The sequence below is a fragment of the Polyangium spumosum genome, from assembly GCF_009649845.1.
Classification (GTDB): Bacteria; Myxococcota_A; Polyangia; order Polyangiales; family Polyangiaceae; genus Polyangium; species Polyangium spumosum.
The window spans coordinates 564,872-589,996 of record NZ_WJIE01000003.1; the positions used below are offsets into that span (position 1 = coordinate 564,872).

The 25,125-nt window shown below is 69.5% G+C and carries 22 protein-coding genes; 13 read left to right on the forward strand and 9 right to left on the reverse strand.

The features are described 5' to 3' along the window. Positions 1–31: 31 nt before the first annotated feature. The 4 genes from GF068_RS12360 (at position 32) to GF068_RS12375 (ending at position 2,790) form a co-directional block, all read left to right on the forward strand. Positions 32–868: a sigma-70 family RNA polymerase sigma factor gene (locus tag GF068_RS12360; RefSeq protein WP_338046348.1), complete on the forward strand. Its 837-nt coding sequence runs from the start codon at positions 32–34 to the stop codon at positions 866–868. After that, the gene (locus tag GF068_RS12365; protein WP_338046349.1) at positions 865–1,614 is read left to right on the forward strand and encodes an RseA family anti-sigma factor; all 750 of its coding nucleotides are present in this window, start codon (positions 865–867) and stop codon (positions 1,612–1,614) included. Before GF068_RS12360 ends, GF068_RS12365 begins: the two co-directional genes overlap by 4 nt. Further along, positions 1,611–2,117 carry a hypothetical protein gene (locus GF068_RS12370; RefSeq protein ID WP_153819554.1) on the forward strand — a complete coding sequence of 169 codons (507 nt, stop codon included), beginning with the start codon at positions 1,611–1,613 and terminating at the stop codon, positions 2,115–2,117. Before GF068_RS12365 ends, GF068_RS12370 begins: the two co-directional genes overlap by 4 nt. 118 nt (positions 2,118–2,235) lie before the next feature. Beyond that, complete coding sequence (locus tag GF068_RS12375) at positions 2,236–2,790, forward strand: M23 family metallopeptidase (protein WP_170319444.1); 555 nt, start codon at positions 2,236–2,238, stop codon at positions 2,788–2,790. 7 nt (positions 2,791–2,797) lie between these two features. On the opposite strand, the gene GF068_RS12380 is transcribed toward GF068_RS12375, so the two are convergent. From GF068_RS12380 to GF068_RS12410, 7 genes are all read right to left on the reverse strand, one after another. Next, on the reverse strand, positions 2,798–3,961 hold the full coding sequence (locus GF068_RS12380) for a sensor histidine kinase (protein WP_240806836.1): 1,164 nt from the start codon (positions 3,959–3,961) through the stop codon (positions 2,798–2,800). Positions 3,962–4,030: 69 nt separating this feature from the next. Next, a complete protein-coding gene (locus GF068_RS12385; protein WP_338046350.1) occupies positions 4,031–6,061 on the reverse strand; it encodes a PAS domain S-box protein in 2,031 nt (676 codons plus the stop codon). Between the two features lie 55 nt (positions 6,062–6,116). Beyond that, the gene (ruvB, locus tag GF068_RS12390; RefSeq protein WP_153819557.1) at positions 6,117–7,145 is read right to left on the reverse strand and encodes a Holliday junction branch migration DNA helicase RuvB; all 1,029 of its coding nucleotides are present in this window, start codon (positions 7,143–7,145) and stop codon (positions 6,117–6,119) included. 37 nt (positions 7,146–7,182) lie between these two features. Next, on the reverse strand, positions 7,183–9,087 hold the full coding sequence (locus GF068_RS12395) for a sensor histidine kinase (RefSeq protein WP_153819558.1): 1,905 nt from the start codon (positions 9,085–9,087) through the stop codon (positions 7,183–7,185). Then, positions 9,084–10,658: a sensor histidine kinase gene (locus GF068_RS12400; RefSeq protein WP_338046351.1), complete on the reverse strand. Its 1,575-nt coding sequence runs from the start codon at positions 10,656–10,658 to the stop codon at positions 9,084–9,086. The genes GF068_RS12395 and GF068_RS12400 overlap by 4 nt, the downstream gene beginning before the upstream one ends. 58 nt (positions 10,659–10,716) lie before the next feature. After that, complete coding sequence (locus GF068_RS12405; protein ID WP_153819559.1) at positions 10,717–11,298, reverse strand: GNAT family N-acetyltransferase; 582 nt, start codon at positions 11,296–11,298, stop codon at positions 10,717–10,719. 5 nt (positions 11,299–11,303) lie between these two features. Next, positions 11,304–14,048: a serine/threonine protein kinase gene (locus tag GF068_RS12410; protein WP_153819560.1), complete on the reverse strand. Its 2,745-nt coding sequence runs from the start codon at positions 14,046–14,048 to the stop codon at positions 11,304–11,306. A gap of 306 nt (positions 14,049–14,354) precedes the next feature. On the opposite strand from GF068_RS12410, the gene GF068_RS12415 reads away from it, so the two are divergent. The 6 genes from GF068_RS12415 (at position 14,355) to GF068_RS12440 (ending at position 20,093) form a co-directional block, all read left to right on the forward strand. Further along, positions 14,355–14,693, forward strand: a complete 339-nt coding sequence (locus GF068_RS12415) for a P-II family nitrogen regulator (RefSeq protein ID WP_153819561.1) — start codon at positions 14,355–14,357, stop codon at positions 14,691–14,693. 12 nt (positions 14,694–14,705) lie between these two features. Beyond that, complete coding sequence (glnA, locus tag GF068_RS12420) at positions 14,706–16,118, forward strand: type I glutamate--ammonia ligase (RefSeq protein WP_153819562.1); 1,413 nt, start codon at positions 14,706–14,708, stop codon at positions 16,116–16,118. A gap of 30 nt (positions 16,119–16,148) precedes the next feature. Beyond that, entirely contained in the window at positions 16,149–17,252 is a 1,104-nt protein-coding gene (locus tag GF068_RS12425; RefSeq protein ID WP_153819563.1) for a serine/threonine-protein kinase, read from the forward strand. A gap of 204 nt (positions 17,253–17,456) precedes the next feature. Then, positions 17,457–18,179, forward strand: coding sequence for a hypothetical protein (locus GF068_RS12430; protein WP_153819564.1), 723 nt, complete (start codon positions 17,457–17,459; stop codon positions 18,177–18,179). A gap of 37 nt (positions 18,180–18,216) precedes the next feature. Continuing rightward, positions 18,217–19,329 carry an AAA family ATPase gene (locus GF068_RS12435; RefSeq protein WP_153819565.1) on the forward strand — a complete coding sequence of 371 codons (1,113 nt, stop codon included), beginning with the start codon at positions 18,217–18,219 and terminating at the stop codon, positions 19,327–19,329. After that, positions 19,326–20,093, forward strand: a complete 768-nt coding sequence (locus tag GF068_RS12440) for a hypothetical protein (protein WP_153819566.1) — start codon at positions 19,326–19,328, stop codon at positions 20,091–20,093. The genes GF068_RS12435 and GF068_RS12440 overlap by 4 nt, the downstream gene beginning before the upstream one ends. On the opposite strand, the gene GF068_RS12445 is transcribed toward GF068_RS12440, so the two are convergent. Together GF068_RS12445 and GF068_RS12450 are read right to left on the reverse strand one after the other, a co-directional pair. After that, positions 20,032–20,676 carry an STAS domain-containing protein gene (locus GF068_RS12445; RefSeq protein ID WP_153819567.1) on the reverse strand — a complete coding sequence of 215 codons (645 nt, stop codon included), beginning with the start codon at positions 20,674–20,676 and terminating at the stop codon, positions 20,032–20,034. The two genes, GF068_RS12440 and GF068_RS12445, sit on opposite strands and share 62 nt — an antisense overlap. After that, on the reverse strand, positions 20,664–21,437 hold the full coding sequence (locus GF068_RS12450) for a hypothetical protein (protein WP_206079457.1): 774 nt from the start codon (positions 21,435–21,437) through the stop codon (positions 20,664–20,666). The genes GF068_RS12445 and GF068_RS12450 overlap by 13 nt, the downstream gene beginning before the upstream one ends. A gap of 278 nt (positions 21,438–21,715) precedes the next feature. Between GF068_RS12450 and GF068_RS44230 the strand changes: the two genes are divergently transcribed. The 3 genes from GF068_RS44230 (at position 21,716) to GF068_RS12465 (ending at position 25,116) form a co-directional block, all read left to right on the forward strand. Continuing rightward, positions 21,716–23,560, forward strand: a complete 1,845-nt coding sequence (locus GF068_RS44230) for a hypothetical protein (RefSeq protein ID WP_206079458.1) — start codon at positions 21,716–21,718, stop codon at positions 23,558–23,560. A 76-nt stretch (positions 23,561–23,636) separates the two neighbouring features. Further along, positions 23,637–24,254 (forward strand): glutathione S-transferase family protein, encoded by a 618-nt coding sequence (locus tag GF068_RS12460; protein WP_153819568.1) that lies wholly within the window; start codon positions 23,637–23,639, stop codon positions 24,252–24,254. Positions 24,255–24,336: 82 nt separating this feature from the next. After that, positions 24,337–25,116: a hypothetical protein gene (locus tag GF068_RS12465; RefSeq protein ID WP_153819569.1), complete on the forward strand. Its 780-nt coding sequence runs from the start codon at positions 24,337–24,339 to the stop codon at positions 25,114–25,116. Positions 25,117–25,125 lie beyond the last annotated feature (9 nt).

Consider the following 25,125-nt stretch of genomic DNA (forward strand, 5'->3'; position numbering starts at 1 on the left):
GAAGGCCGATCGCCTAGAGTACCTCATCGACGTGCCCCCGATTCCCATGCCCCCGGACGAGTCCCTCCGGCCCGAGCCGGCCGACCCGACGGACGACCAGCCTGAAGGTGCCCTGGGGCTGCCGGACGAGCTTCCCGACGCCCCGGCGCCGCCCGAAGCCGCGATCGGCCGTATCGGCCGCGTGAATAGGCCTTCGCAGGAGGCGTCCAACAAAGAGGCCCGAAGGCGGGAGGCAGAGGAAGATCGTGAGCTCATCCTTCGGGCACAGAAGGGGGACCAGGCGGCGTTCAGGCGGCTCGTCGAGCGCCACCAGCGCCGGGCCTTCGCGATCGCGATGGGCCTCGTCCGCGACGAGAACGACGCACGCGAGCTGGTGCAGGACGCTTTTTTGCGGGTGTACCGCAACCTCGGCACCTTCCAGGGTGGGTCGTCCTTTTTCACCTGGCTCTACCGGATCGTCACGAACCTCGCGATCGACCTCATGCGCAAGCCTGGGCGCCGGGACGCCGAGCTCGTCGACGGGCAAGCCGCTTCGGAGGAACCGACGGAGTTCCCGCTGGTGTCGCGCATCGATGGGGCCGACCCGATCGACGTCATGCGTCGCCGGGAGATCGCGGGTCGCATACAGGCCGCCCTCGACGCCCTGCCCCCCTACCACCGAGGCGTGATCCTGATGCGTGAGGTCGATGGCATGTCGTACGAAGAAATGGCCGTGGCCATGGGCGTTTCGAAGGGAACGATCATGAGCCGGCTGTTCCACGCCCGGCAGAAGCTCCAGCGCGCGCTCGCGGATTGTTACGCAGAGGAAGGGCGTTCGCGGGGCGGCAACACAGACGGCATCGCAGCCGAGCCGGAGGAGGCGCCGTGAGCACGAAGATGATGAACGGAGAAGCCCACGAGACGCGCACGAAGCGGCCGCCGACGGACCTCGAGCTGATGATGTACGTCGACGGTGAGCTCGAAGGCGAGCGCCTGCGCGAGGTTCGTCAGGCCGTCTCGCGCGACGGCGTGCTGCGAAGCAAGGTCGCCGCGCTCTCGCTCGCAGGCTCGATCGTCCGGGAGAACGCGGAGAGCGCCGCGACGATCGATCTGACGGACGGGATCATGGCCCGGATCGCGGCCGACGAGAGCACGACGCGCGACGCGAGGGACGCCGCGCCCGCGTCGGGCGAGGACGCCTCGGAGCGCAAGGACGCCGAGGTGAAGCCGCTGCTTCGGCCGGGCCTCGGCAAGGTCGCGGCGAAGTCGGGCCCGTCGAACGACAATTCCCGCGGGATCTTCGCGCTCGCGGCCGTCGCGGTCGCGGCGGCGGCGGGGCTCATGATCTGGGGGCGGATGGACGTCGCGACGCCTGGGCCGCAAGGCGCGCCCGTGGCCGTGGTCACGACGCCCGCGGAAGCGCCTGCGGCCCCTGCCCCGACGCCGACGGAGGCGCCTCGCGCAGCCGATACGGATGTGCAGGACGGCGACGACGAGGTAGGCGTGGCCGTGGCGGCCGTCGACTTCGGTACCAGAATCGGCACGATCTTTTACGTACCCGCGGAGGCTGCCACGTCGAACCACACCACCACCGTCGTGTGGCTGGCCGACGATTCCGCTGGAGGAGAACAATGAGGCTCCCGCTGTTTGCTTTGCTCGTGGCCGCTTTTGGGCTCTCGCTCGGGCATGGCCCCTCCGTGGCGCATGCGCAGGGCGCCGCCGCTGCCCAGGCCGACGCGTCCGTTTCGATGGAGATCGTGGTCCTCCACGGCACGAACGACGGCACGGGGATCGACCCCAAGATCGGCAAGATGCCCGAGCTCGCGAAGCCGCCGTTCTCCTCGTACAACAGCTACAAACTGCTCGATCGCTCGAAGCAGACCTCGTCGAAGGCGAGCCCCTCCACGCTGAAGCTGCCGAACGACAGGGTGCTCAAGGTCTCGCTGAAGGACGTCGTTCAGCCGAGCAAAAAGGGCGAGTCGAAGCGGTACGTCATCAGCGCGAGCATCCAGAAGCCGGGCGGCAGCGACTTCCTCCCGCTGCTCGAGGTCAACGCCAAGGCCGGCGAGACCTTCTTCGTCGCCGGACAGAACCACAAAGGCGGCGTCCTCGTCATCGGAATCAAGGTCAATCCCTGAGCCGGATCCCTCGGTATAGTTAGGGCGGATGGTCCCCCGCTCGTCTCTCTTCGCCCCCCTCCTCGTCTCTGGAAGCCTCCTGCTCGCTGCCTGCGGCGGAAGCGCTCCTCCTCCGAACATGCCGATCTACGCGCCCGGGACGGTGCTCTACCGGCTCCCGGTCGTCGGCAAGTGGCGCGTCTATCGCACGCACTACGGCGCGAACAACGATCAGGCCTACGCGCTCGATCTCGTGATCGACGACGACATGCCGCGATCGAAGCGCAACGAGGACCACCCCTCGTACAACCAGCCCATCGTGGCCGACGCGCCGGGCGTGGTGATCATCGCGGTGGACGGCGTCCCCGACAACGTCCCGGGGCGCGCGAACAAGTACGACATGCACGGCAACTTCGTCGTGCTCGATCATCAGAACGGCGAGTACTCGCTCTTCGCGCACCTCATCCCGGGCACCGTGCGCGTGCGCAAAGGCCAGTTTGTCCCGGCAGGCACCGAGCTCGGTCGATGCGGCAACTCGGGGCACTCGTTCGCGCCGCACCTGCACTGGCAGGTCATGACGGACGCGGACGCGAGCTCCGCGCGCGGCGTCGCGCCCCGCTACGTGCCCTACGAGCGCAACGGCGCGATGTCGGTCGATCTGCCGCAGAAGGGCGATCGCCTGATCGCGAAGTAACGCGCCGTCAGCGCTGCGGGGGCTCGCTCGGGGACGCGGCCACCGGCAGATCGAGCTCGAACACCGTGCCCTTCTCGGGATGCGCGTACGCGCGGATCTTGCCGCCGTGCGACGCGACGATGTTCCGCACGATGCTGAGCCCGAGGCCCGAGCCCGTGCCGTCGGTCTTCGTCGTGAAGAACGGCTCGAAGATCTTCTCGAGGTGAGCGGCGTCGATGCCGTGGCCCTCGTCCTGGATGGTGATGCGCACCGTGCCCTCGGCCGCCGACGTCGCGGTCTTGATGAGCAAGCGTCCGCCGTGCTCGCGCATCGCGTGCGCCGCGTTCGTGAACAGGTTGACGAAGACCTGCGTGAGCTGACCCGCGACGCCACGCACGAGGCGCACCTCGCCGAACTCGCGCGAGACCACGACGCGCATCTCGCCGAGCACGTGATCGCAGAACACGAGCGCGCGCTCGATCGTGTCGTGGATGGCGACGGGCGCGGGCACGGACGCGGTGGGGCGCGAGTACGCCATGAGGTCACGCGAGAAGCGCAGGATGCGCTCGGCGGCCTCGTTGATGCGCGCGAGGCGCTCGACGTCGGCAGGGTCCGCCTCCGTGCGCAGGGCCTTCTTGTGGAGGTAGTCCGAGTACGCGACGATCGAGGTGAGCGGGTTGTTGAGCTCGTGCACGATGCCGGCGGCGATCTGGCCGAGCGAGGCGAGCTTGCCGGCCTGGATGACCTGGGCCTCGAGCTCCTTCACCTCGCTGCCGTGCGCGCGCGCCGCTCGATGGATGCGGGCGTTGCGCAGGGCCGAGGCGAGCGCGAGCGCGAGGCGATCGATGAAGGCGTCCATCGAGCCCGTGCCCGAGAAGCGCGACTCGTCGTCGGAGGCGAGGTGCAGCGTGGAGCCTTCGTCGCCGTTGATGACGACGACACGTTCGAAGGCGTAGTCCGGGAAGAGCCGCGTGGGATCACGTGACTCGCCTTCGCTGCGCGCCCCGCGGCGAACGACGACCTGCCCGTCGGGCCCGCCGGGCACGCAGACGCCGATCGCCGCGTCGGGCAGCACCTCGAAGACGGCCGTGACGATCGACGTGGCCGCCTCCTCGGCGCTCGCGTCGGGCGGGATCTCGCACGAGGCGACGAGCAGAGCGTCGAGCCACTCGACCGGGAGATCGCGGCGCATCGCTTTCCTTTGCGTGATGGGGATCTGGGATTCCCGCATCGGAGCTTCGAGACCTTCGGCACCCATCTCTCACCCGAGCGCTCGGTTGGGGTCCTCTTCGCTGGACCGGTCCAGGTCGATGATCTTCGCTGCCCCCACGTACGCCTTCGTTTCGTAGCGCGTGATCTTGCCGATCTTCCGGACGATCTCGGCCATTCGCTCCGCCTCCCCGAGGATCGTCGCGGCTGCGGAGCGGACGGACGCCGGGTCCTCGGCCCTCCGGTTGATGAGCTCCGCGTAGCCGAGCACGCTCGTGAGGGGCTGGTTCAGCTCGTGCGCGGCCGCGCCCGCGAGCTCCGCGATGAGCGCTTGCTTCTCTCGCGCGCGGAGCTCGTCCTGCGCCTTCGTCAGCTTCGCCTCCATGCGCAGCCGCTCGCGGAGGTCCGTGAAGAGACCAACGGAGCCGACGGGGCGGTTGTCCTCGACGATCAGCGCGGCCGAGAGGAGCACCGGGATCAGGGTGCCGTCCTTCGCGAGCGCCTCCGTCCGGTAGCCCTCGAGCCTGCCCGGACCTCCGTGCTCCGGCGACTTGATGAGCCGCATGATCTGGAAGGCGCGGCTCGGCGCGTAGAGGTCACGCACGTTCCTCACGCCGACGACCTCGCTCGCGCGGTAGCCGTAGATCCGCTCCGCGGCGCGGTTGAACAGGCGCACCACGCCCTCGTTGTCGGCCGAGATGATCGCGTCGACCGAGCTCTCGATGACGCGCTCGAGGAACTCCTTGGTCTTCTTGAGCTCGGCGGCCGTGGCGCGATCGTCGGTCACGTCGCGCAGGCTCACGAGGATCGCGCCGCCGTCCTCGCGGAGCACCGAGCTCGTGCTCACGCTGATGATGCGACGTTCGCAGGCGATGTCGCTCGAACGTCGGATCGTGATGTCGGCCATGTGCGAGAAGACGTTCCGCTTGAAGCTCTTGCGGATGCGATGGAGCGTCGGGAGATCCTTCGGGTCGACGACGTCGGCGAGGCTGCTCGTGGCGAGCTGCTCCTCGGTGAGGCCCGTGATCTCGCGGGCGCGAGGGTTCGAGAAGAGGATACGTCCGTCGACGTCGACGACCAGGATGCCGTCCGCGGACGAGTGGAAGAAGTCGGCGTAACGCTCGAGCGCGGCGAGCCTCCGCTCGGCCTCGAAGCGCGCGACGTTGATCTCCTGCGTCTGATCGCGGAGCGACTGCAGGATCTTCGCGTTGCGCAGCGCGATGGCCGTCGCGTTCGCCACGGTGCGCGCGAGGGAGAGCTCGTGATCACGCATCGTCCCCGGCTGCCGGGCGCGCAGGAAGAGCACGCCCATGGGTTTGTCGTCGTAGACGATCGGGACGAGGGCGAGCGAGCGGAAGGAATTCTGCGGGAGATCGGCGCGCACGACCTCGAAGAGCGGGTGCGTCGCGGCGTCCTCGATCACGAGCACCTCGCCCGTCTCGAGCGTCCTCCGGATCTCGGGGTACTTGTCGAGGGCGATGGGCAAGTCGCGCAGATCCCGATCGTCGCTCGCGGCCACGACGTACCCGGTGTCGACGTTGTCGCCGACGAGCACGATGCTGCAGCGGTCGACCCGCGCCACCTCGGCGATACGACGTACGACCGTGAAGAGGATGTCGCGGAAGTCGAGCGTCGACGAGAGCGCTTGCGTCAGCTCGAGGACGACACGCGCGTCTCGCTCGCGACGCCAGAGCGCGTCGACGTACTCGCGCATGCGGAGCTGGCCGCGGATCCGCGCGAGCAGCTCCGCGGGGCGGAACGGCTTGCGGACGAAGTCGTCGGCGCCCACGTCGAAGGCGCGCGTGATGTCGTCGTCCGTGTCGAGCGCCGTGAGCACGACGACGGGGACGTCGCCGACGCGCGTGTCTTCGCGGAGCTGGCGCAGCACCTCGAAGCCGTCGGGCGGCGGCATGACGAGGTCGAGCAGGACGAGCGACGCGTCTCGCTCGGCGAGCCACGCGAGTGCCTCGGTGCCGGACGTCGCCGTGGCCACGGGGATGCCGGCGCCCGCGAGCGCCTGCGTCAGCACGTGTCGGCTGACGGCGTCGTCGTCGACGACGAGCACGGGGAGCGCGGGGTGCACGCCACGAGATTATCCGCGGTCGCGCAGGAAGGGAAACAACCGCACTCTTTCCGCGTCAGGAGAAGAGGTCGCCCTGGGGCGAGCCCTTCGTGGGCATCGGCTTTCCGAGGTGTTCGTAAGCCTTTCGCGTGGCGATGCGCCCGCGCGGCGTGCGGCCGAGGAAGCCCTGCTGCAGGAGGTACGGCTCGTAGACGTCCTCGATGGTGTCGCGCGGCTCGCTCAGCGCGGCGGCGATGGTGTCGATGCCGACGGGGCCTCCGTCGTAGTGATCGATGATCACCATGAGCAGCCGACGGTCCATCTCGTCGAGGCCCGCGGCGTCGATCTCCAGGCGCTCGGCGGTCATGCCGGCGATCTTCGCGGTGATGCGGCCGGTGCCGAGGACCTCGGCGAAGTCGCGCGCGCGGCGCAAGAGGCGGTTGGCCACGCGCGGCGTGCCGCGGGCGCGCGCGGCGAGCTCGCGGGCGCCCGCGTCGTCGATGGGCACGTCGATGAGCCGCGCGCTGCGCGTGATGATGCGCTGCAGATCCTCGACGGGGTAGAAGTCGAGACGCACGACGTAGCCGAAGCGCGAGAGGAGCGGCGCCGTGAGCAAGCCCGTTCGTGTCGTCGCGCCGATGAGGGTGAAGGGCTTGAGCGCGAGCTGGATCGTCGTCGCGTACGGGCCGTCGCCCGTCATGATGTCGATCTTGAACGCCTCGATCGCGGGGTAGAGGCTTTCCTCGACGGCCGGCGTGAGCCTGTGGATCTCGTCGATGAAGAGGACGTCGCGCGCCTCGAGCTTGGTGAGCAGGCCGGCGAGCGCGCCCTTGTGCTCGATGGCCGGGCCGCTCGTGGCGTGCAGGTTCACGCCCATCTCGCGCGCCACGATGTGCGCGAGCGTCGTCTTGCCGAGGCCGGGAGGGCCGCAGAAGAGGGTGTGATCGACCGGCTCACGCCTGCGCTTCGCGGCCTCGACGAAGACCTTCAGGTTCTGCCGGTGTTTGTCCTGCCCGACGTACTCGTCGAGCGAGTCCGGCCGGAAGAGCCGATCGAAGCGGTCGTCGTCCGCGGTGGACGCCGGAGAGATCACGCGCTCGGACATGCGGCAGGACGTAACCCGTACGAAGGAAAGAGGGAAGTCACCCGAGCGCAGGCTTCGAGGAGAGCCGCGGGCGGCTGCCCGGGATCACGAGGGGGAGAACGCACTGTACGACGGGCGCGCCGTCGGGGGTGTCTTCCACTTTCACGGAGCCGCCGTGCAGCTCCATGATCGAGCGCGCGAGGCTCAAGCCGAGCGTGAGCCCGCGGCCGCGGGAGGTGGCGCGGCGGGCGAAGAGCGCGTCGAGCTCGGCGCGTGTCGTGTTGCGGCTGCCGAGCTCGACGTCGATCCGAACGGCCTGACCCGGCTGGGCAGGGCGGAGCGCGCGCACACGAACGGCGCGCGAGGACGCGTCGGCTGCTGCGGTCCGGATCGCGTGCGCCACGACGACGGCGATCGCGCGCGCGGCGTACGCAGGATCCACGGGGATCGTCGGCAGCCCCTCGGCGATCTCGACGACGACCTCGCTCTGCGCGTCGCCCGCGAGCTCGCGCGCCCTGCGCACGGCCTCCGTCGTGAGGAGCGCGACCTCGGTCGCCCTCGGCATCAACGTGAGCTGTCCGGCCTCGACGCGCGCGGTGTCCAGGATCGACTCGATGAGCGCGAGCAGCTCGCGCCCGCGGTTGGCGATGAGCTCCAAACTCTCGCGCTGGCTCGCCGTGAGCTCCTCGCGGCCGACGAGCTCCGCGAAGCCGAGGATCGCGTTCAGCGGACTCTTCAGGTCGTGGCTCACGCTCGCGAAGAGCAGGCCTCGCATGCGCTGCGCGGCCTCCTGCGCCTCGAGCGCGCGCTCCTGCGCGCCGGCGAAGATGCGGAAGCGCTCGGCGAGGACCTCGATCGCCCGCCCGAGCCGCGCGACGAGCTCGAAGCGCGCAGGCCGCGCGATCTGCGTCGCGCCGCGCAGCACGCTCTCCGTGCCGAGCAGGCGCACGCGGTGCGTGGCGAGCTTCAGGTCGGACGCGATGGCCTGGCCGATGAGCACGCCGAGCAGCGCCGCGATCAGGACGAACGCGAGCGCGATCCCCACGCCCTCCGTCGTGACCGCGGGATCGAGCTCGGCCGTGAACCGCACGTCGGCCTGGCCTTCTTCGAGCGGCACGCTGAGCACGAGCTCGCCGTCGGTCTCGCGGCGCAGGTTGGGATCACCGTCGCGCCGCGGGCCGGTGATCCGCGCGAGGAACCCGTGCTCCGCGGCCGCCGCCACGGCGTCTTCGCGTGCGTTCTTGTTCCCCTGACCCGGCCCCGGATCGAGCGCGATCTTCGCGAGCAGGAGCGCCGTGTTTTTCCGGCTCTGCTCGGTGAGCGTGCGCATGTGCGCGTGCGTCGTGAGCACCGCGCCCACGCCGACGAGCGCGACGGGCGCGACGACCGCGATCAGGAACTTCTGCAAGAGCCTGCGGCGCGGGATCTGGTGCAGCTCCTGCGACTCGAGCAGCGTCGTGATGGGCTCGATCGGGACGAGCTCGAGCAGGCGCACCGTGGCCCCGCGGAGGAGCACGTACTGGATGAGCGAGGCGGCGCCGACGATGGTGATCGAGAGGCAGAGGAGGCTTATGGCGCGGCCCTGATCGAGCTTCTCGGGGCGGACGCCGGGCACGAGGCTGGCGAAGGCGACGATCGAGCCGACGACGAAGGTCCGCAGCGTGATTGCGCTCGGCAGCGAGGCGAGGTCGCCGTAGTCCTGCGCGCGCACCGTCGCGGCGCCGCCCGAGAGCACGCGCAAGAGCGCGCGATGCTTGTGGATCCGGAGCAACGTCACGAGCAGGCACAGGCCCCACGCGACGACGGCGAGCGCGGCGCCGATGACGAGGACCTTCTTCGTCATCGGCCAGTCGAGCACGATGAGGTTCGGCGCGAGCAGCGCGATGGCGCAAAAACCCCCGATGCCCGTGAGGAGCTGGCGACCCAGGATGGCGCGGGTGAAGGTGCGGGCGACGTCGCTCATCGATCACGCTCCCTTCGCGGCAGCGGCATCGGCGGCGGCGTCATCGAGTCGAGCAGGCGCGCCGGTCGCGGCGGCGGATCCGAGGACAGATCGATCACGCGCGAGTCGCTCGACGACTCCACGATCGTGCCTGGATCCGCGAGGTGAGGCAGCGTGGCGGTGAACGTCGAGCCGCGGCCCATCTCGCTGCTCACGTCGATCGTGCCGCCGTGCATCTGCACGAGCCGCTTCGTGATCGCGAGGCCGAGGCCCGTGCCCCTGCGTCGCGACTGCGCGTCGCCGAGCTGCCGGTACTCCTCGAAGATCGCCGCCGTCTGCTCCCGCGGGATCCCCGGCCCCGTGTCGCGCACCTCGATCTTCACGAACGACCCGCGCGCCTCGATCTGCACGGTGACCGAGCCATGGGCTGTGAACTTCACCGCGTTCGAGACGAGGTTCGTGATGATCTGCCGCACGCGCCGTTTGTCCGCGTACGCGTAGAGCCGGCTCTCGCCCGTCACCTCGAGCCTGAGCGGCTTGCGCTTGATGGTCGCGGTCGCCTCGCGCACGACCTGCTCGGCGATCTGACGGACGTCGACGGGCCCGCGCGAGAGCTGCAGCGTGCCCGTCTCCAGCGCCGAGAGCTCGAGGATGTCGTCGATGAGCTGCCTGAGGTGCTCGCCGCTCGTCCGGATCACGGCGAGCGACTCGCGCGCCTCGTCGCTCAGCGGGCCGTCGACCTCGCTCTCGAGCACGTGCGCGAAGCCGAGGATCGCGTTCAGCGGCGTGCGCAGCTCGTGGCTCAGCCCCGCGAGGAACGCCGAGCGCTCCTTGTCCATCTCCGAGGCCTGCTGCAGATCCGCGCGGTAGCTGCGCTCGGCGGCCGCGAAACGCGTGACGAGCAGGTTGAACGCCGCCGTCAGCACGCCGACCTGATCGAGCGAACGGAGGGGGATCGGCTCACCCGTCGGCGCCGCGTCGGGGCGCGCCATGTCCACGATGCGCTCGCGCACGTAGTCGACGTCGTCGCGGAGCTGCTTCGTGAACGCGACCGCGACGGAGACCGCCACGCCGAGCAGGAGCACCGTCAGCGCCGCGACCGCGTTCACGAGCGGCACGTACCCCGGCGGCGGGCTCGGCGCCGACACGAAGGCCAGCACCGTGATGCCATCGAGCGGCGGATCCAGCGGGCGCGCCGCGAACCGCACGCGACCGAGCGCCGTGCGTGTCTCGCCGCTCCCGGCCGCGAGCAGGCGCTGCACCTCGGCCTTGTTCGGCGGGCCGAAGCTCTCGTCCACGAGGATCTGCCCGCCCTGCTCGACGAGCAGGAGCTCCGTGCCGCTCCGCCTCGCCGCGCGCCCCACGATCTCGGGGCGCTCCTCCACCGTGGCGACGCGCATCCGCGCCGCGAGCGTGCCCGCGATCGCGGCGGCGCGCAGCGAGGAGGCGTCGTCGCTGATACGTCGGAGCTGCGTGATCCCGAGGAGCGCGATGGCGAACGCCGTCGCGATGCCGATCACCAGCACCAGCACCGGCGCCACCGGCAAGAGCGGGAGGCTGCCGCGGAATCGTCGTAACGAGAAACGCCGCACGTTCGTCTCCCCCGCGGACGAGCATCATCCGCATCGCCCCGTCCTTCAAGGGGGACGCTCAGGTCGGGCGCGGATCGGTCGCGAGCAGCGCGAAGACCGCGTGATCGAGCCAGCGGTCCTCGCACCACTCGGCCTGCCGCGCGATGCCCTCGAAGCGGAAGCCGAGCCGCCCGATCACCCGCAGCGAGGCGTGGTTGTCCGTCGCCGCCGCGACGCGCACGCGATGCGCGCCCATGTACCGGAACGCGAACTCCACGGCTGCGCGCGCGGCCTCCGTCATCAGCCCGCGCCGCATGCTCTCCTTGCGCAGCCAGTACCCGAGCTCGCAAGAGCGATGCATGTGCACGCACGACTCGAGCCCCACCACGCCCGCGAACGTGCGCCCTGCGCGCTCCCGGATCGCGAAGCGCACCGCGCGCCCCTGATCCCAGTCGGCCACGCACGCCTCCGTGAAGCGCACGCTCGACGCCGGCTCCGTGTAGTACTGCACCCACGGCAGCCACTTCGAGAGCATCGGCCGCGAGCCGTTCACCGCGAGCCACACCTCGGGCGAGTCCGCCGGATCGACGGGCGCGAGCAGCAGGCGCGGCGTCTCGATGGGCTGGGATCGCAGATCGGAGCGCGGCGGGATGACCAGCATGCGCGTCACTTGCAGACGAAGCGCGCTGCGTAGGGCTCGAGCACCCCTGCCTCGAAATCGAGCCACGCGATCAGCCACTCGCCCGGCGCCTTGCCGGCGATGACCGCGGGGCTCGGCTGCGCGCCGCTCACGCGGGCGATCCTGGCGGCGGCGGCGTTCTTCACGCCGTCGCGGCTGATCGGCGCGGTCATCACCCCGCCCTTCTCGAACCACACGATGCGCCCGTTGCCCGCGGCGTCCACGCCGACGGACGGGTGACCGCCGAACTTGCTGAACCGCTTGTCGCGCCAGAGCGGCTGCGCGTTCGCCGCGTCGAGGTACGCCGCCGACACGCCCGAGTTGCTCTCGCCGTCCCACACGAGGAAACACGCGTCCTTCGTGCACGCGATCCCCGTCATGTCGGCCTTCGACTTGTCCGTGTTCACCACGATCGTCTCGCCGATCCAGCGATCCTGGCGGTCGCCCTTCTTGCGCGGCTCGACGCCCTTGCCTGCTTCGGCGAGCGGCAGCCGCATGTGATACGCGACCTGGCTCGGCGTGCGCTCGAGCCGGAACGACACGTGCGCGACGTCGCCCACGATGCCGACCATCGGCGAGCGCACGCGCGGCTTGTTCGGGCCCGTGGGCACGAAGTCCGTCGCGCGCACGGCCTCGCCCTGGGGCTCGAGCTTCGCCGACAGGCGTCGCAGGAAGAGCTCGTCGCCGCCCGTGTCGACCTCCGCCGACCACGCGACGAGGAACGTGCCGTCCGCCGCGCGTTGCATCGACGTGCCCGAGCTCGGCCCGCGCAGCGGCGAAATCTTCACGAGCGGACCGCCGATCCGCCCGTCCGGATCGAGCAGGCGCGCGTGCACGCCCGCCTCCGTCCCGTGCCCGTCCGCGTAGAGCAGCACGAGCTGATCGTCGAACGACATCACCACCGGCTGCTTGACCGCCACGCCCTCCGGCGTGACGTCGATCGGCTCCGACAGCGCCCGCATCGACGCGTCGAGCGCGACCGCGTAGGCGTGCTCCTGCCCCTCGTGCATGTCGGTCCACGTCATGATCGGGCCCCGCGGACCGAGCGCGATCCACGGCCGACCGGCGGGCACGCGCCGCGGCTGCGCCGATCCGAGGTCGTACGATCGTGGCCTCGCCAGGCCCGTCAGCGAGCAGGGCGACTTCGCCGCGGCGGCCGAGATCGCCACCTGCACGTGCTCGAGCATCGTGCGCGGCACGCCGTGGCCGCCCTTGTCGAACGCGTCCTTGAGCAGCTTCAGCGTGCCCTTGTGATCACCCTCCGCGAGCGTCGCTTGCGCCTCCGCGACGATCGGCCTCCATGGCAACACGGGGGCGGCGTTCGCGGCGTCCGCCGACGAGGATGACGCCGGGCGCACGCTCGACGACGCGTTCGGCTGCGGCGAAGTGACGCTCGCGCTCCCGCTCGGGATCGACGACGAGGCCGTCCCCGCGCCTCCCTTCGCGTCCGGCCCGAACTTCGTCCAGGCCGCGTAACCGCCGCCGAGCAGCGCGACCAGCACCACGGCCGTCACGACCCCGAGCGCCGCCGTCTTCGGGCGCGGCGGCGCCTGCGACAAACCCGGGCCGAGCGGCTCCAGCGTGCCCGGCGGCGCCTCGAACGTCGACTTCGTCCCGCGTGGCGAGGCAACGCCCTCCGACTGCGGCCCTCCGCGCACGGAGGCGGGCGGCATCGAGGCGAACGGGCCTGGCATCGTCGACGAGGGCGGCGCCAGCGACACCATCGGCAGCTCGTTGCCCGTCGCCGTGAACCCCGGCCTCGAGGGCCCTGGCGCGGGGATCGTCTTGCCCATCGTGTTGATCTGATCGGCGGGGAAGAGGCCGGAGAACTCGGGCCTCGCCGTCTCGAACGCGGCCGACAGCTCCTCGGCGAACTCGCGCGCCGTCTGAAAGCGATGTTCGATCTTGCGATCGAGCGCCTTGTCGAACCACGCCTTGAACGTCGTCGGCAGGTCGGGCCGGTAGACCAGCGGATCGGGCGGCTGCGCGCTCGCGATCTGCGCGAACGTCATCGCGACGCCTTGCTCCGTCTGCCACACGGTCCTGCCCGTGAAGCACTCGTAGACGATGCACGCGAGCGCCCAGAGATCGGCGCGATGATCCACGGCGCCTTGCCCGCGGACCTGCTCGGGGCTCATGTACGCGGGTGTCCCGAACACCGCGCCTTCCCGCGTCAGCCGCGCCTGCTGCGTGCCGCCGGAGCCCTCGAGCGGCGTGTAGAACTTGGCGAGGCCGAAATCGAGGATCTTGGCGAGGAGCTGTCCATCCTCGTCCTTCCCGAGGAAGATGTTCTCGGGCTTCAGATCGCGGTGGACGATGTTCGCCGCGTGCGCCTTCGTCAGCCCACGACAGACCTGCGTGACGATCGCGAGCGTCGTCTGGATGTCGAAGTAACGGACCTTCGTCATCCGCTCGTAGAGCGACTCGCCCTCGAGCAGCTCCAGCACCAGGAAGGGCGGGCCGTTCTCGAGGCGCCCCGAGTCGTAGACGTCGCAGATGTACGGGCTGCGGATCGCGGCGGCCGCGCGCGCTTCGCGGAAGAAGCGCTCGACCACCACCATCGACGTCGTCAGCTCCTGCGCGAGGACCTTGATCGCGATCCGCTTGCCGATGTCGATGTTCTCGGCCTCGTACACGGCCGCCATCCCACCACGGCCGATCTCGCGGGTGATCTTGTACTTCCCCGACAGGAGGGTACCTACCGGTAGCTTCGTCGAGGTCGGTGAGGCCATCAGATCATCGGCGACGAACGGAAAAGGGCGGAGTCGCTCGCGAGGGTAGGCGAGGTGGAACCCGCCGACAACTCTACGACGTAGGCGGATGCCGATTGCGCGTCGAACCGGCCGACCGGACGGCCCGGGGAGAACCCCCGCGCGCGTGAGCCTCCCCCAGGAGCCGCGATCTTGGCGACGCGGGCCACCAAATTTCCGCCCGTCTTGCGAGCGCGAGATTTTTTACCGGCGTGCGTGCGCTGAAACATTCCCGAAACCGAGGGGGCCGTAGACCACGTCCGGCCCCCCGAGCGAGAGGTCCGAGAGATGAAGAAGGTCGAGGCGATCATCAAGCCGTTCAAGCTCGACGAGGTCAAGGATGCCCTCGCGGAGGTCGGCATCCAGGGCATGACCGTGACCGAGGTGAAGGGCTTCGGTCGCACCGGCGGCAAAAAAGAGGTCTACCGCGGCTCGGCGTACGTCGTCGACTTCGTCCCCAAGGTGAAGCTCGAGATCGTGGTGCCGGACCCGCTGGTCCAGAGCGTCATCGACGCCATCGAGAAGAGCGCGAAGACCGGCCGCATCGGGGATGGAAAAATCTTCGTCGTCCCGGTCGACGAAGCCGTCCGCATCCGCACCGGGGAGCGCGGCGAGGACGCGATCTGACGGAGAAGGAACATGAAGCCGAAAGACGTCATTCAATTCGCGAAAGACCACGACTGCAAGTTCGTCGACCTCAAGTTCATCGACCTGCCCGGCATCTGGCAGCACACGACGATCCCGGTCAGCCGACTCTCCGAGGACATGTTCGAGGAGGGCATCGGCTTCGACGGCTCCTCCGTGCGCGGCTGGCAGCCCATCAACGCGTCGGACATGTCGATGACGCCCGACCCGACGACGGCGAAGATCGACCCGTTCCACGCGCAGAAGACGCTCTCGCTCATCTGCAAGATCTCCGATCCGGTGACGGGCCAGCCTTACGGCCGCGACCCGCGGTACATCGCGCAGAAGGCGGAGAACCACGTCCGCGCGACGGGCATCGCCGACACCACGTTCTTCGGCCCCGAGGCCGAGTTCTTCGTCTTCGACTCGGTCCGCTACGACAACTCCCCGCGCGGCGCCTTCTACGAGCTCGACTCGGACGAGGCCGTCTGGAACACGGGCAAGGCGGGCCCGAACCTCGGGCACAAGATCCGCCACAAGGAGGGCTACTTCCCCGTCGCGCCGACGGACTCGCTCGGCGACGTGCGCGCCGACATGATGACCACGCTCATCGAGAGCGGCGTCTACGTCGAGGTCGGCCACCACGAGGTCGCGAGCGCGGGCCAGTGCGAGATCGGCGTGCGCTTCGACAAGCTCACGTCGATGGCCGACACGCTCATGTGGTTCAAGTACGTCGTGAAGAACGTGGCCAAGCGCCACAACAAGACCGCGACGTTCATGCCGAAGCCCCTCTTCGGCGACAACGGCAGCGGCATGCACTGCCACCAGTCGCTCTGGAAGGACGGCAAGCCCCTCTTCGCGGGTGACGGCTACGCGGGCCTCTCGGACATCGGCCTCTGGTACATCGGCGGCATCTTGAAGCACGCGAAGGCGCTCGCGGCCCTCACGAACCCGACGACGAACAGCTACCGCAGGCTCGTCCCTGGCTACGAGGCGCCCGTCAACCTCGCGTACTCGAGCCGCAACCGCTCGGCAGCGATCCGCATCCCGGTCGCCGCGGGCAACTCGCCGAAGGGCCGCCGCATCGAGGTCCGCTTCCCGGACGCCTCGTGCAACCCGTACCTCGCCTTCGCCGCGATGATGATGGCCGGCCTCGACGGCATCCAGAACCGCATCGATCCCGGCGATCCGCTCGACAAGGACATCTACGCGCTCTCGCCCGAGGAGCTCAAGGAGGTGCCGAAGTGCCCTGGCTCGCTCGACGAGGCGCTCACGGCGCTCGAGCGTGACCACGAGTTCCTCCTCCGGGGCGACGTCTTCACGCGGGACATCATCCACACGTGGATCGAGTACAAGCGTGAGCGTGAGGTCGACGCTGTGCGCCTGCGCCCCGTCCCCTACGAGTTCTTCCTCTACTACGACACCTGACGGCCGAGCTTTGGTATCCTCCCCAGCCGGTTGAACCCTGGTGATCTCATCCAGTCTCGGTACCGCCTCGTCCGGATGCTCGGCTCCGGCGCGAGCGGCACCGTTTGGGCTGCCAAGAACGAGCTGATCGACCGCGAGGTCGCGCTCAAGATCCTGCACCCGGACGTCGCGGCCGACGCCGTTTCGCTGCAGCGCTTCTTCAACGAGGCGAAGGCGAGCGGCCGCGTGCGCAGCCCGAGCATCGTGGAGATCCTCGACCTCGGGCAGGCCGAGGACGGCTCGCCCTTCCTCGTCTTCGAGCTCCTGCATGGTGAGGGGCTCGACGCGTGGATCACGCGCGAGCGCATGCTCGACCCGGCGCTCTTGACCGAGCTCTTCGTCGGCGTGGTGCGCGCGCTCGAGATCGCGCACGCGCAGGGCATCATCCACCGCGACCTCAAGCCTGCGAACCTCTACGCGCATCGCTCGGCGTCTGGCGAGCTCGTGCTGAAGATCCTCGACTTCGGCATCAGCAAGATGCTCGAAGGCAACCCCGAGCACCTCACGCTCACGCGCACGGGCACCGTCGTCGGCTCGCCGGCGTACATGAGCCCCGAGCAGGCCGCGGGCCGCGACGACATCGACGGCCGCGCCGACGTCTGGTCGATCGGCGTCGTCATCCACGAGGCGCTCACGGCGACGCTCCCGCACGAGGCGCCGAACTACAACGCGCTCATGGTCCGCATCATGACGCGTGACGCCGACCCTGTGTCCACGCGCCGTCCGGACCTACCTCCGACGCTCGCCTCGATCATCGACGACTGCCTTCGCCGCGACCGTGATCGCCGCCCGACGGCCGGCGTGCTCGCGGCGCGCCTGGAGGCGGCGCTGCACGAGATGCAACCGATGCGGTACGCGACGCAGACGAGCACCCACGGCGGCGTACGCCTGCAGAGCGTGCCGCAGAGCATGCCGCGCCCGAACCTGCCGTCGGCGCCGAGCTCGCAGCAACACGTCACGCCGAGGGCGATGGAGACGATCACCACGGCGAACGCGGCATCGAGCGGCAGCGGCGTGTTGATCCTCGCCGCGGGCGTGGGCGTGGCGCTGGGGATGATCGCGTTGTTCGTGCTGAGTCGGTTTCTGTTGCGGTGAGAGCGGGAGAAACGTGGTGAGCGCATCCTCCCCACCCCCCTCCCCCTCCCGCGACGCTCCCTCCCCCCTCCTCCCCGCCTCCCTGACCCTCCTGCAACGTCTCGCCGGCCTCCTCCTCCCCGCCTTGACGCCCCTTGCCCGCTTTCGTTAGCGTCCTCTCCGCCTCCTCGTACGTCCGAAAACCTTTTCTGGAGCTTCCTCCTCATGCGCCTGCCCAACGAGACGGCTTCCTCCTGGGTTCACCTCGCCTTTGCGTCCTTCGCGTGGTCTTCCATCAGCGCCTGGGCGGAGTTTCCGGACCTCAAGCCCGCCGACAGACAAGAGCTCGCGAAGCTCGCGCTCTCCCTCAAGAACCACATCGACTCGCTCCTCAAGGAGGCGCGTGACACGCAGGACGCCCAGCTCTTCGGCCGCCCTGCCGCGCAGGCCAAGCAAAACGCCACGCTCGTCCTTCTCAAGCGCCGGATGAACGAGGCGCTCGCGCTCGTCACCCTCCGCCTCGGCGGAGGCTCGAAGAAACACCCCGCCGTCCTCTCCTTCCTCCCGGGGTTGCTCACGACCCTCACCCGCGCGCCGATCGACAGGCGCGTGAAGCTCACGAACGAGGCCGCCGGGCGCCTCGAACAAGCCGAGGACTTCGACGAACGTGGCGCGCTCGTCGACAAGCTGAAGGACGCCGCCCATCGCGCGCAACTGGCGATCGACACGAACGACGACGCGCAGACGGGCTGGTCGCAGGAGCGCTCGGAGGAGGTCGTCGCGAAGGGCCGCTTGCGGCTGGAGCTCGAGCGCGTGCACCGCTCGATCGGCGCGCTCTTCCCGGGGCAACGAGACTTCGTGGAGTCGCTTTTCCTGCGAGGCGAGAAGCCAAGCGAAGGGACGAGCGAGGACGAGGCGACCGGGACGAACGAGGACGGGGAGGGGTGATCCGAGGGCACCACGCGGACGTGGTAGAAGTCGGACCATGATCGAGTCGCTCCGGCTCCAGAACTTCAAGGGCCACCGGGATACGACGATCGAGTTCGGTCGGCTCACGGTGCTCGTGGGGCCGAATGGGTCGGGGAAGACGAGTGTGCTGCAGGCGCTTGAGCTCCTGGGGCAAGTCGTACGGAATAAGATCGTCGACGTGTTCTCGGGCCCGTCAACCCCTGAGCTACTCGTGAGTCGTGAGCAGGAAGGGACCATGGGAATCCACGCCCATGGGTCGATGCATGGCAAGCCGTGGAAGCTTGCCGTCGACATCACTTCCGCGACGAAGTCTCCTCACATCTTGCTCATCGCCGACACGGGCAGGAAAAGGGGGCGCGCGACAAACCCGCAGTTTAGTTTTGCAGGCTTCGGGGGGGATCCCCTTTGGCCATGGCTCCAGTCCACAACGACCTTCCGCATTGATGCAGGCCAAGTGGCGGCTCCAGGATACAGCCGCGACGGCGTGAGCCGCGTCGACAAGAACGGCAAGAATACCGCTGCAGCCCTCGCGGCACTCAAGCTCTCGGATGACCCGGCCTTCGAGGAGATCGAGCGCAGGTTGTGCACACTGGTGCCCTCCCTCAAACGGATCCGCTTCCGGCAGGCTGTGACCATCACCGAGTACGAAACACGAACATCGCCCAACCAGCGCGTGATCGACGAGCAGCAGGTCACCGGCAACGAGTTCGTATTCGATTTCCGCGGCGCACAGGGAGTCCCAGCGGTTGGCGCGAGCGAAGGCACACTCGTCCTACTCGGCCTGCTCACGGCGCTACACACCAACGCGAAGAGCGGCCTGCTCCTGATCGACGACATCGAGCACTCGCTCCACCCGACCGCCCAGGTGCAGCTCATGCAACAGCTCCGCGGCCTGCTCACGCAGATGCCCGATCTCCAGATCGTCGCCACCACCCACTCCCCCTACATCCTCGACGGCGTCGACCCTTCCGACGTCCGCGTCTTCTACCCGCGCGACGACGGCACCATCGTGACCAAGCGCCTCAGCGATCACCCCGACGCCCAGCGCGTGAAGGGCATGCTGTCGAGCGGCGAGCTCTGGAGCGCCGAGTCCGAGGCGTGGGTGCTCGGCGAGGACGCCGCGCAGTGACGGTCGGACTGCTCGTCGTCTGTGAAGCTCCTGAAGACTTCGTGGTCACGACCTGCATCGTCGATCGCACCCTGCGCGAGACCGAGACGGACTGGCTCCGCGACCTCTTCGAGCACGCGCTCGACGAGCAACGGAGCTGGGTCTCGCTCGATCCCGGCTGCCCCTTCCTCGACTGGCATCACCTCGACGAGACGGCGAAGAGGCTCGGCGTGCGCCCGCAGCGCGGACACTTCGGAGGCCGCCCCGGCGCCCCCGACGCGCTCGCGACACGCAAAGCCCTGGCCATCCTCCACGCGTTGCGCAAACAGGGACGCCCCATCTCCGTCGGCGTGCTCATCCGCGACATCGACAAACAACCGGAGCGCGAGGACGGCATCAAGCAGGCTCGCGAAGAAGCGGCCGCGCGGGATCCAGGCCTGCGCGTCGTGCTCGGCTTGCCGGATCCAGAACTCGAAGCCTGGCTCCTCGCCGGGTTCGACCCGGAAGACGCCGCCGAAGAAACACGCCTCGCCGACTGCAAGCGTGACCTCGGCCTCGACCCTCGCACCTCGGCCCACGACCTTCGCGCCACGCACGATCAGGACCGCCGCAGCGTGAAGCGCGTGCTCACGCTCCTCACCGGCGACGACCGGGAACGAAGGGCGAAGTGTTACGAAGACGCGCCGCTCTCCACCTTGCACGCGCGAGGCCAGCGCTCCGGGCTCACGACGTTCCTGGACGAAGTCCGTTCGAAGGTGCTGCCTCTTTTTCTGCGCTCGCGCTAGCCGCCTCCTTCCACCGCAAGCACGCCTTGAGCCCGTGCTTCAGGTTGCGCAGCGTCACCAGATTCCCGAACGACACTCCCAGCTCCACCAGCGTCTGCGCGACGGACGGCCTCACCCCGCTGAGCACGCACCGCGCGCCGAGCAGGTCCACCGCGCGCACGATCTTCAGCAGGTGATCGGCTGTCGCCGTGTCGAGCACGTCCACGCCCGTCACGTCGAGGATCACGTAGCGGCCCTTCATGCGCGCCACCGCCTCCAGCAACGTGTCCATCACCTGCGCCGCGCGCTTCGAGTCCATCACCCCGATCAGCGGCAGCGCGAGCACGCCGTCCCAGACCTCCAGGATCGGCGTCGACAGCTCGTGCACCGCGACCCGCAGCCGCTCGAGCGTCTCGGTCTTCTCTCGCTCCACCACGAGCTGCTGCGCGAGCTCCTGCTCGCGCGCCGACAGCTCCGAGACCAGCCGCTCCATCCGCGCCACCCGCTCCGCCGCGGCCATCTCGTGCTCGGCGAGCAGCGCCTCCAGCGTCGCCACGCGCGCGCGTAACACCGCCGTCTCGCTGTCGAGGGTCACGGGGCGCATGACGCCACCTCCTCCCGCGTCGCGCGGGGCGCCTCCGCCTTCGGCTCGTCCGCCTCGACGAACGACCACGGCAACACCGCGAGCTTGATCGCCAGCGCGAGCGGCCGGAAGAGCTGCGCCACCGACAAAGGCACGTGCACCTTCGAGAACAGGAGCACCGCGAACATCTGCCCCGTCGGCAAGACGCCGCCGCAGCCGACGACCGAGCGGATCCCGTAACGCGACACGAAGCTCGCCCTGGCAGGCACGTACGGGCTCTCTTCGGCGTGCTCCACGTGGAACACGTCGTACGTACGCTCCGCGAGCTCCGTGAACCTCTCGGGCCGGAGCACGCTGCTCGTCGTCAGCCCGAGCTGCGCGCAGAAGCGCGCGATCATCGGCATCTGCGCGATCGCCTCCTCGCTCGGCAGGGGGATCGCGAGGTGCCCCGCGGAGGCCATGGGATCGTTCCACGAAGGCTCGTCGCCCGCGCTCGCGAGCAGGTGCAGGCACGTCGTCTCCGGCGCGATCGGCTCGCCGATGGCCCTCCGCTGCGCGTAGGTGCGCCGCTCCGGCGCGAGCGCGTCGAACCTCGTGGTCTCGAAGAACCTCACGAGCGCGCAGCACCGCTCGCCGGTCGCGGGCTGCGCGAGGCTCTCGTAGAGCGCGCGCGCGACGCGCACGGCCGTGTCCTCCATGCTGCGGGTGCCCTCTCCGAGCCCGCGCAGCATTGCGCCGCAGCCGATCATGTCGTCGAGCGAGAACGTCGCTAGGTCGTGCATCGAAACCTCCCCCCGGAGTCTCCGCGCCCGCGTTTGCCTGCCATTCGTCCTCGAAAATGGGCCTTTCGCCCGGACGAAAGCGACGTTTCGAGAATGCTTCGAACCCCCGCGGCGCACAACCCGGCAGCGGCACCGTTCGAGGCTCCGGCGGAGTCGCGCGCCGCGTGCGAGCTTTCCCGATGGCGCGGCGCGTATTTCCCGAGCCGCGCCGTTCATGACGCAAGCGGCTCCAAATTCGCCGTTCGCCATGCTTTCATCCGGGCGGAAACGGAGGAGACATGGCGCACGCACGCGACGCTCTTTTGGCCTGCATGTTCGCTTCGACGGTGGCGCTCGCCGCGTGTGGAGACGAGGCCGGCACCACGTCCACGTCGAGCAGCAGCAGCAGCGGCGCGGCCGGCGCAGGCGGACAAGGCGCCGCGGGAGGAGCAGGCGGCAGCGGCGGTGACGGCGGGCAAGGGGGTGTCGCCGGCGAAGGCGGCGCAGGCGGGAGCGGAGGCGTCGGCGGCAGCGGCGGCAGCGGCGGCGCAGGCGGCAGCGGCGGCGCAGGCGGCAGCGGCGGCAGCGGCGGAAGCGGCGGCGTCGGCGGCAGCGGCGGAAGCGGCGGCGTCGGCGGCAGCGGCGGAAGCGGCGGAAGCGGTGGCAGCGGCGGCGCAGGCGGAAGCGGCGGCGCAGGCGGCAGCGGCGGCGCGGGCGGCGGCGCCCCGTTCTGCGGCGACAACGTCGACGTCGTCGACCTCGCCGCCATGGGCACGCAGCAAGGCGACGCCCTCGTCTACACCGGCACCACGCTCGGCTCTCCCGTCAGCGGGTTCGGCACGCCGAGCTGCTCGGGCGGCGGCGCGGATACACCCGCGGTCGTGCATCGTCACGTCACAGGCCCCGCGCCTTCACGTGTCACCTTCGAGACCACCGACATCGGCGGCGCGCTCGTCGACACCGTCGCCTGGGCCTACCTCGATTGCCTCGACACCAGCGTCGAGCACGCTTGCGACGACGATCAAGGCGACGGCCCCCTCTCGCGCCTCGAGACCGCCGTTTTGCCGCCCGAGACGCCCGTCTTCCTCGTCGTCTCCGGTTATGGCGCCTCCCACGTCGGCCCGTACGAGTTACGCGTCACCGAAAAACCCTTCCTCGTCGCCGAGACCTCGGGCACCTGCGCCATGCCCACGTCCACGAGCGGAGGCAACCACGCGGGCACCACGCTCGCCTCGGACGGCGCCGTCCTCGCCGCGAGCTGCACCGGCGGCGGCCCCGAGGCCACGTATGCCCTCACGCTCCCGGGTCCCGCCGATCTCTCGGTCCACGTCGCGCCCGGCTCGAACCTCTTCGACCTCGGCGTTTACCTGCTCGACGCTTGCGCCGCGAATGCCGGCGAGCTCGCCTGCGCCGACACGCAGGTCGGCGGTTACCCCGAGTCGTTCTCGCTGACGAACCTCGCCGCCGGCACCTATTGGCTCGTCGTCGACGGCTTCAGCGCCATGGATCACGGCGCGTATGCGCTCGAGACCGTGGTCCGCCCCGTGCTCGCCCCGGGCCTCGCCTGCGACCCCGCCGGAAAAGCCGACCGCTGCGAGGACGGCGCCGCGTGTGTCGACCTCGGCATGGGCCCGCAATGCGCCGCCGTCACCACGCTCCTCGTGCAGGACTTCTCGGCGGGCCTCGCCCCCCTCACCGTCGTCGACGCGGGCAACGACGCGAGGAGTTTTTACCTGTGTGATCCGCTCGTCTGCAGCCAGAGCAACACCACCGGCAGCACCTCCGGCGGCCCGTACGCGCTCGTCAAGGACGAGAGCGACGTCGACCTCGACGGCGAGGCCCTCGCGACGCCGCCGCTCGACGCCGGCCCCTTCACGCGGGTCTTCCTCGAATTCGACCACGCCTTCGACCACTGGACCTCGGCCACCGACCGCGCCAGCGTCGAGGTCTCCGTGATGGGCGGGCCCTTTTCGCCGGTCGCGACGTACACCCTCGACGCGTCGGGCCGCGTCCGGCTCGATCTCTCGGCCCTCGTCGCGGGCAAGCCCTTCGTCGTCCGCTTCCATTACGACGACCAGACCGCCGGGGGGGACGGGCTCGCCGAGGAATGGCGAATCGACGACGTCCGCGTGTACGGACTTTGAGGCGGTGGACGGCGCCGCCCGGCGGGAGTAAACAGCGAGGCCACAACGTCCCGTCGTCACGGGGAGGAGGATTGTCATGAAGGTCTACGGTCATCCGGCGAGCACCTGCACGCGCAAGGTCATCTGTGCCCTGACAGAGAAGGGCGTGGATTACGAGTTCGTGCTCGTCGACATCATGAAGGGCGAGTCGAAGAGCCCCGAGCACCTCGCCCGTCAGCCCTTCGGCGTCGTGCCCGTCCTCGAGGACGACGGCTTCGTGCTCTACGAGTCGCGCGCGATCCTGCGGTACCTCAACGCGAAGCTCGGCGGCCTCGCCCCGACCGACGCGAAGGACCTCGGCGTCATGGAGCAGTGGATCAGCGTCGAGCAGTCGTACTTCAGCCCGCCCGCGATGAAGGCGATCCTCGAGATCTTCTTCGCGCCGATGAAGGGCACGACGCCCGACCCGAAGGTCGTCGAAGAGGGCAAGGCGGGGGCGGCCAAGGCCCTCGACGTGCTCGAGCGCGCGCTCGCGGGCAAGCAGTGGCTCGCCGGCTCGTTCTCGATCGCCGAGATCACCTACGCGCCGTACCTGCAGTACCTCGTCGACACGGGCCTCGGCGACATCGTGAAGGAGCGCCCGAACGTCGCGGCCTGGTGGAGCCGCATCAGCGAGCGCCCGTCCTGGCAAAAGGCGATCGGCAAGGCCCGCTGATCCGTCTCTCTCCCCTCGATACACGAGGGCGCGTCGCTCCCGCGGACGACGCGCCCTCACGTGAATTCCCAGGAAAACAAAGATGCAATTCGATACACGCGGCATGGCGCCGCTGGTGTGCGTCCTCGTCTCCGGCTGCGCGCTCTTGGGCGGACAGCCCGAGACGCCCGAGCAGACGCCGGCCGAACAGGAGGAGCAGATCCGCGCGCAGTACGGCGACCAGATGGTGGAGGACGTCAAGGCCCTGAAGGCGCTCGGCAAGGGCGCTCAGACGCAGGGCGTGGCGAGCTGCCTCAAGATCTATGGCCAGGCCGTCGACATGGAAAAGCGCGGCGCAGACGAGCGCGGCGTGGCCCAGCAATACCGGGCCTGCGCCAATTCTTGCGGCGAGCACCACCTCCCGAGCGCGACCGCCGACGAGGCGCGCCCGATCGCCGCGCGTTACGAGGCCATCTGCAAAGAGAAGTCCGGGAAGCTCGACTCCGTCGGGCACATCCAGCGCTTCCGCGCGGCCATGGACCGGCTCGCGACGACCACCGGGGCCTTCAACATCCGCCAGGTGATGAGCGAGGCGCGCGGCGCGCTGAAGCAGGCCAAAGAAGGCGCGGGGGAATCGGCTTTCCCGGCCGAGGAGGAAGAGTTCCACGCCGCCGAGGCGAAGCACGCGGACACCCTGGAGAAGGTCGAGGCGTTTCTACGGCGGCCCGACGTGCGCGAGCTCGAAGACCGCCGCAGGACGTTGATGGCCCAGATCGAAGATTACGAGCGCCTCGGCATGAAGGCCCAGCTCGAGAAGGCGAAGGGCGACCTGCGCGGCGTCGAGGCGAAGTGGTCCTTCCTGATGAAGGAAGCGGGCTTTTAGCAGCCTGCT

Coding starts and splice junctions, on each gene's coding strand:
- GF068_RS12430 (WP_153819564.1), top strand. CDS start 17,457: ATGCGCCTGCCCAACGAGACGGCTTCCTCCTGGGTTCACCTCGCCTTT.
- ruvB (WP_153819557.1), bottom strand. CDS start 7,145: ATGTCCGAGCGCGTGATCTCTCCGGCGTCCACCGCGGACGACGACCGC.
- GF068_RS12405 (WP_153819559.1), bottom strand. CDS start 11,298: ATGCTGGTCATCCCGCCGCGCTCCGATCTGCGATCCCAGCCCATCGAG.
- GF068_RS12395 (WP_153819558.1), bottom strand. CDS start 9,087: ATGAGCGACGTCGCCCGCACCTTCACCCGCGCCATCCTGGGTCGCCAG.
- GF068_RS12370 (WP_153819554.1), top strand. CDS start 1,611: ATGAGGCTCCCGCTGTTTGCTTTGCTCGTGGCCGCTTTTGGGCTCTCG.
- GF068_RS12435 (WP_153819565.1), top strand. CDS start 18,217: ATGATCGAGTCGCTCCGGCTCCAGAACTTCAAGGGCCACCGGGATACG.
- GF068_RS12415 (WP_153819561.1), top strand. CDS start 14,355: ATGAAGAAGGTCGAGGCGATCATCAAGCCGTTCAAGCTCGACGAGGTC.
- glnA (WP_153819562.1), top strand. CDS start 14,706: ATGAAGCCGAAAGACGTCATTCAATTCGCGAAAGACCACGACTGCAAG.
- GF068_RS12410 (WP_153819560.1), bottom strand. CDS start 14,048: ATGGCCTCACCGACCTCGACGAAGCTACCGGTAGGTACCCTCCTGTCG.
- GF068_RS12460 (WP_153819568.1), top strand. CDS start 23,637: ATGAAGGTCTACGGTCATCCGGCGAGCACCTGCACGCGCAAGGTCATC.
- GF068_RS44230 (WP_206079458.1), top strand. CDS start 21,716: ATGGCGCACGCACGCGACGCTCTTTTGGCCTGCATGTTCGCTTCGACG.
- GF068_RS12375 (WP_170319444.1), top strand. CDS start 2,236: ATGCCGATCTACGCGCCCGGGACGGTGCTCTACCGGCTCCCGGTCGTC.
- GF068_RS12380 (WP_240806836.1), bottom strand. CDS start 3,961: ATGCGCCGCGATCTCCCGGTCGAGTGGCTCGACGCTCTGCTCGTCGCC.
- GF068_RS12465 (WP_153819569.1), top strand. CDS start 24,337: ATGCAATTCGATACACGCGGCATGGCGCCGCTGGTGTGCGTCCTCGTC.
- GF068_RS12445 (WP_153819567.1), bottom strand. CDS start 20,676: ATGCGCCCCGTGACCCTCGACAGCGAGACGGCGGTGTTACGCGCGCGC.
- GF068_RS12450 (WP_206079457.1), bottom strand. CDS start 21,437: ATGCACGACCTAGCGACGTTCTCGCTCGACGACATGATCGGCTGCGGC.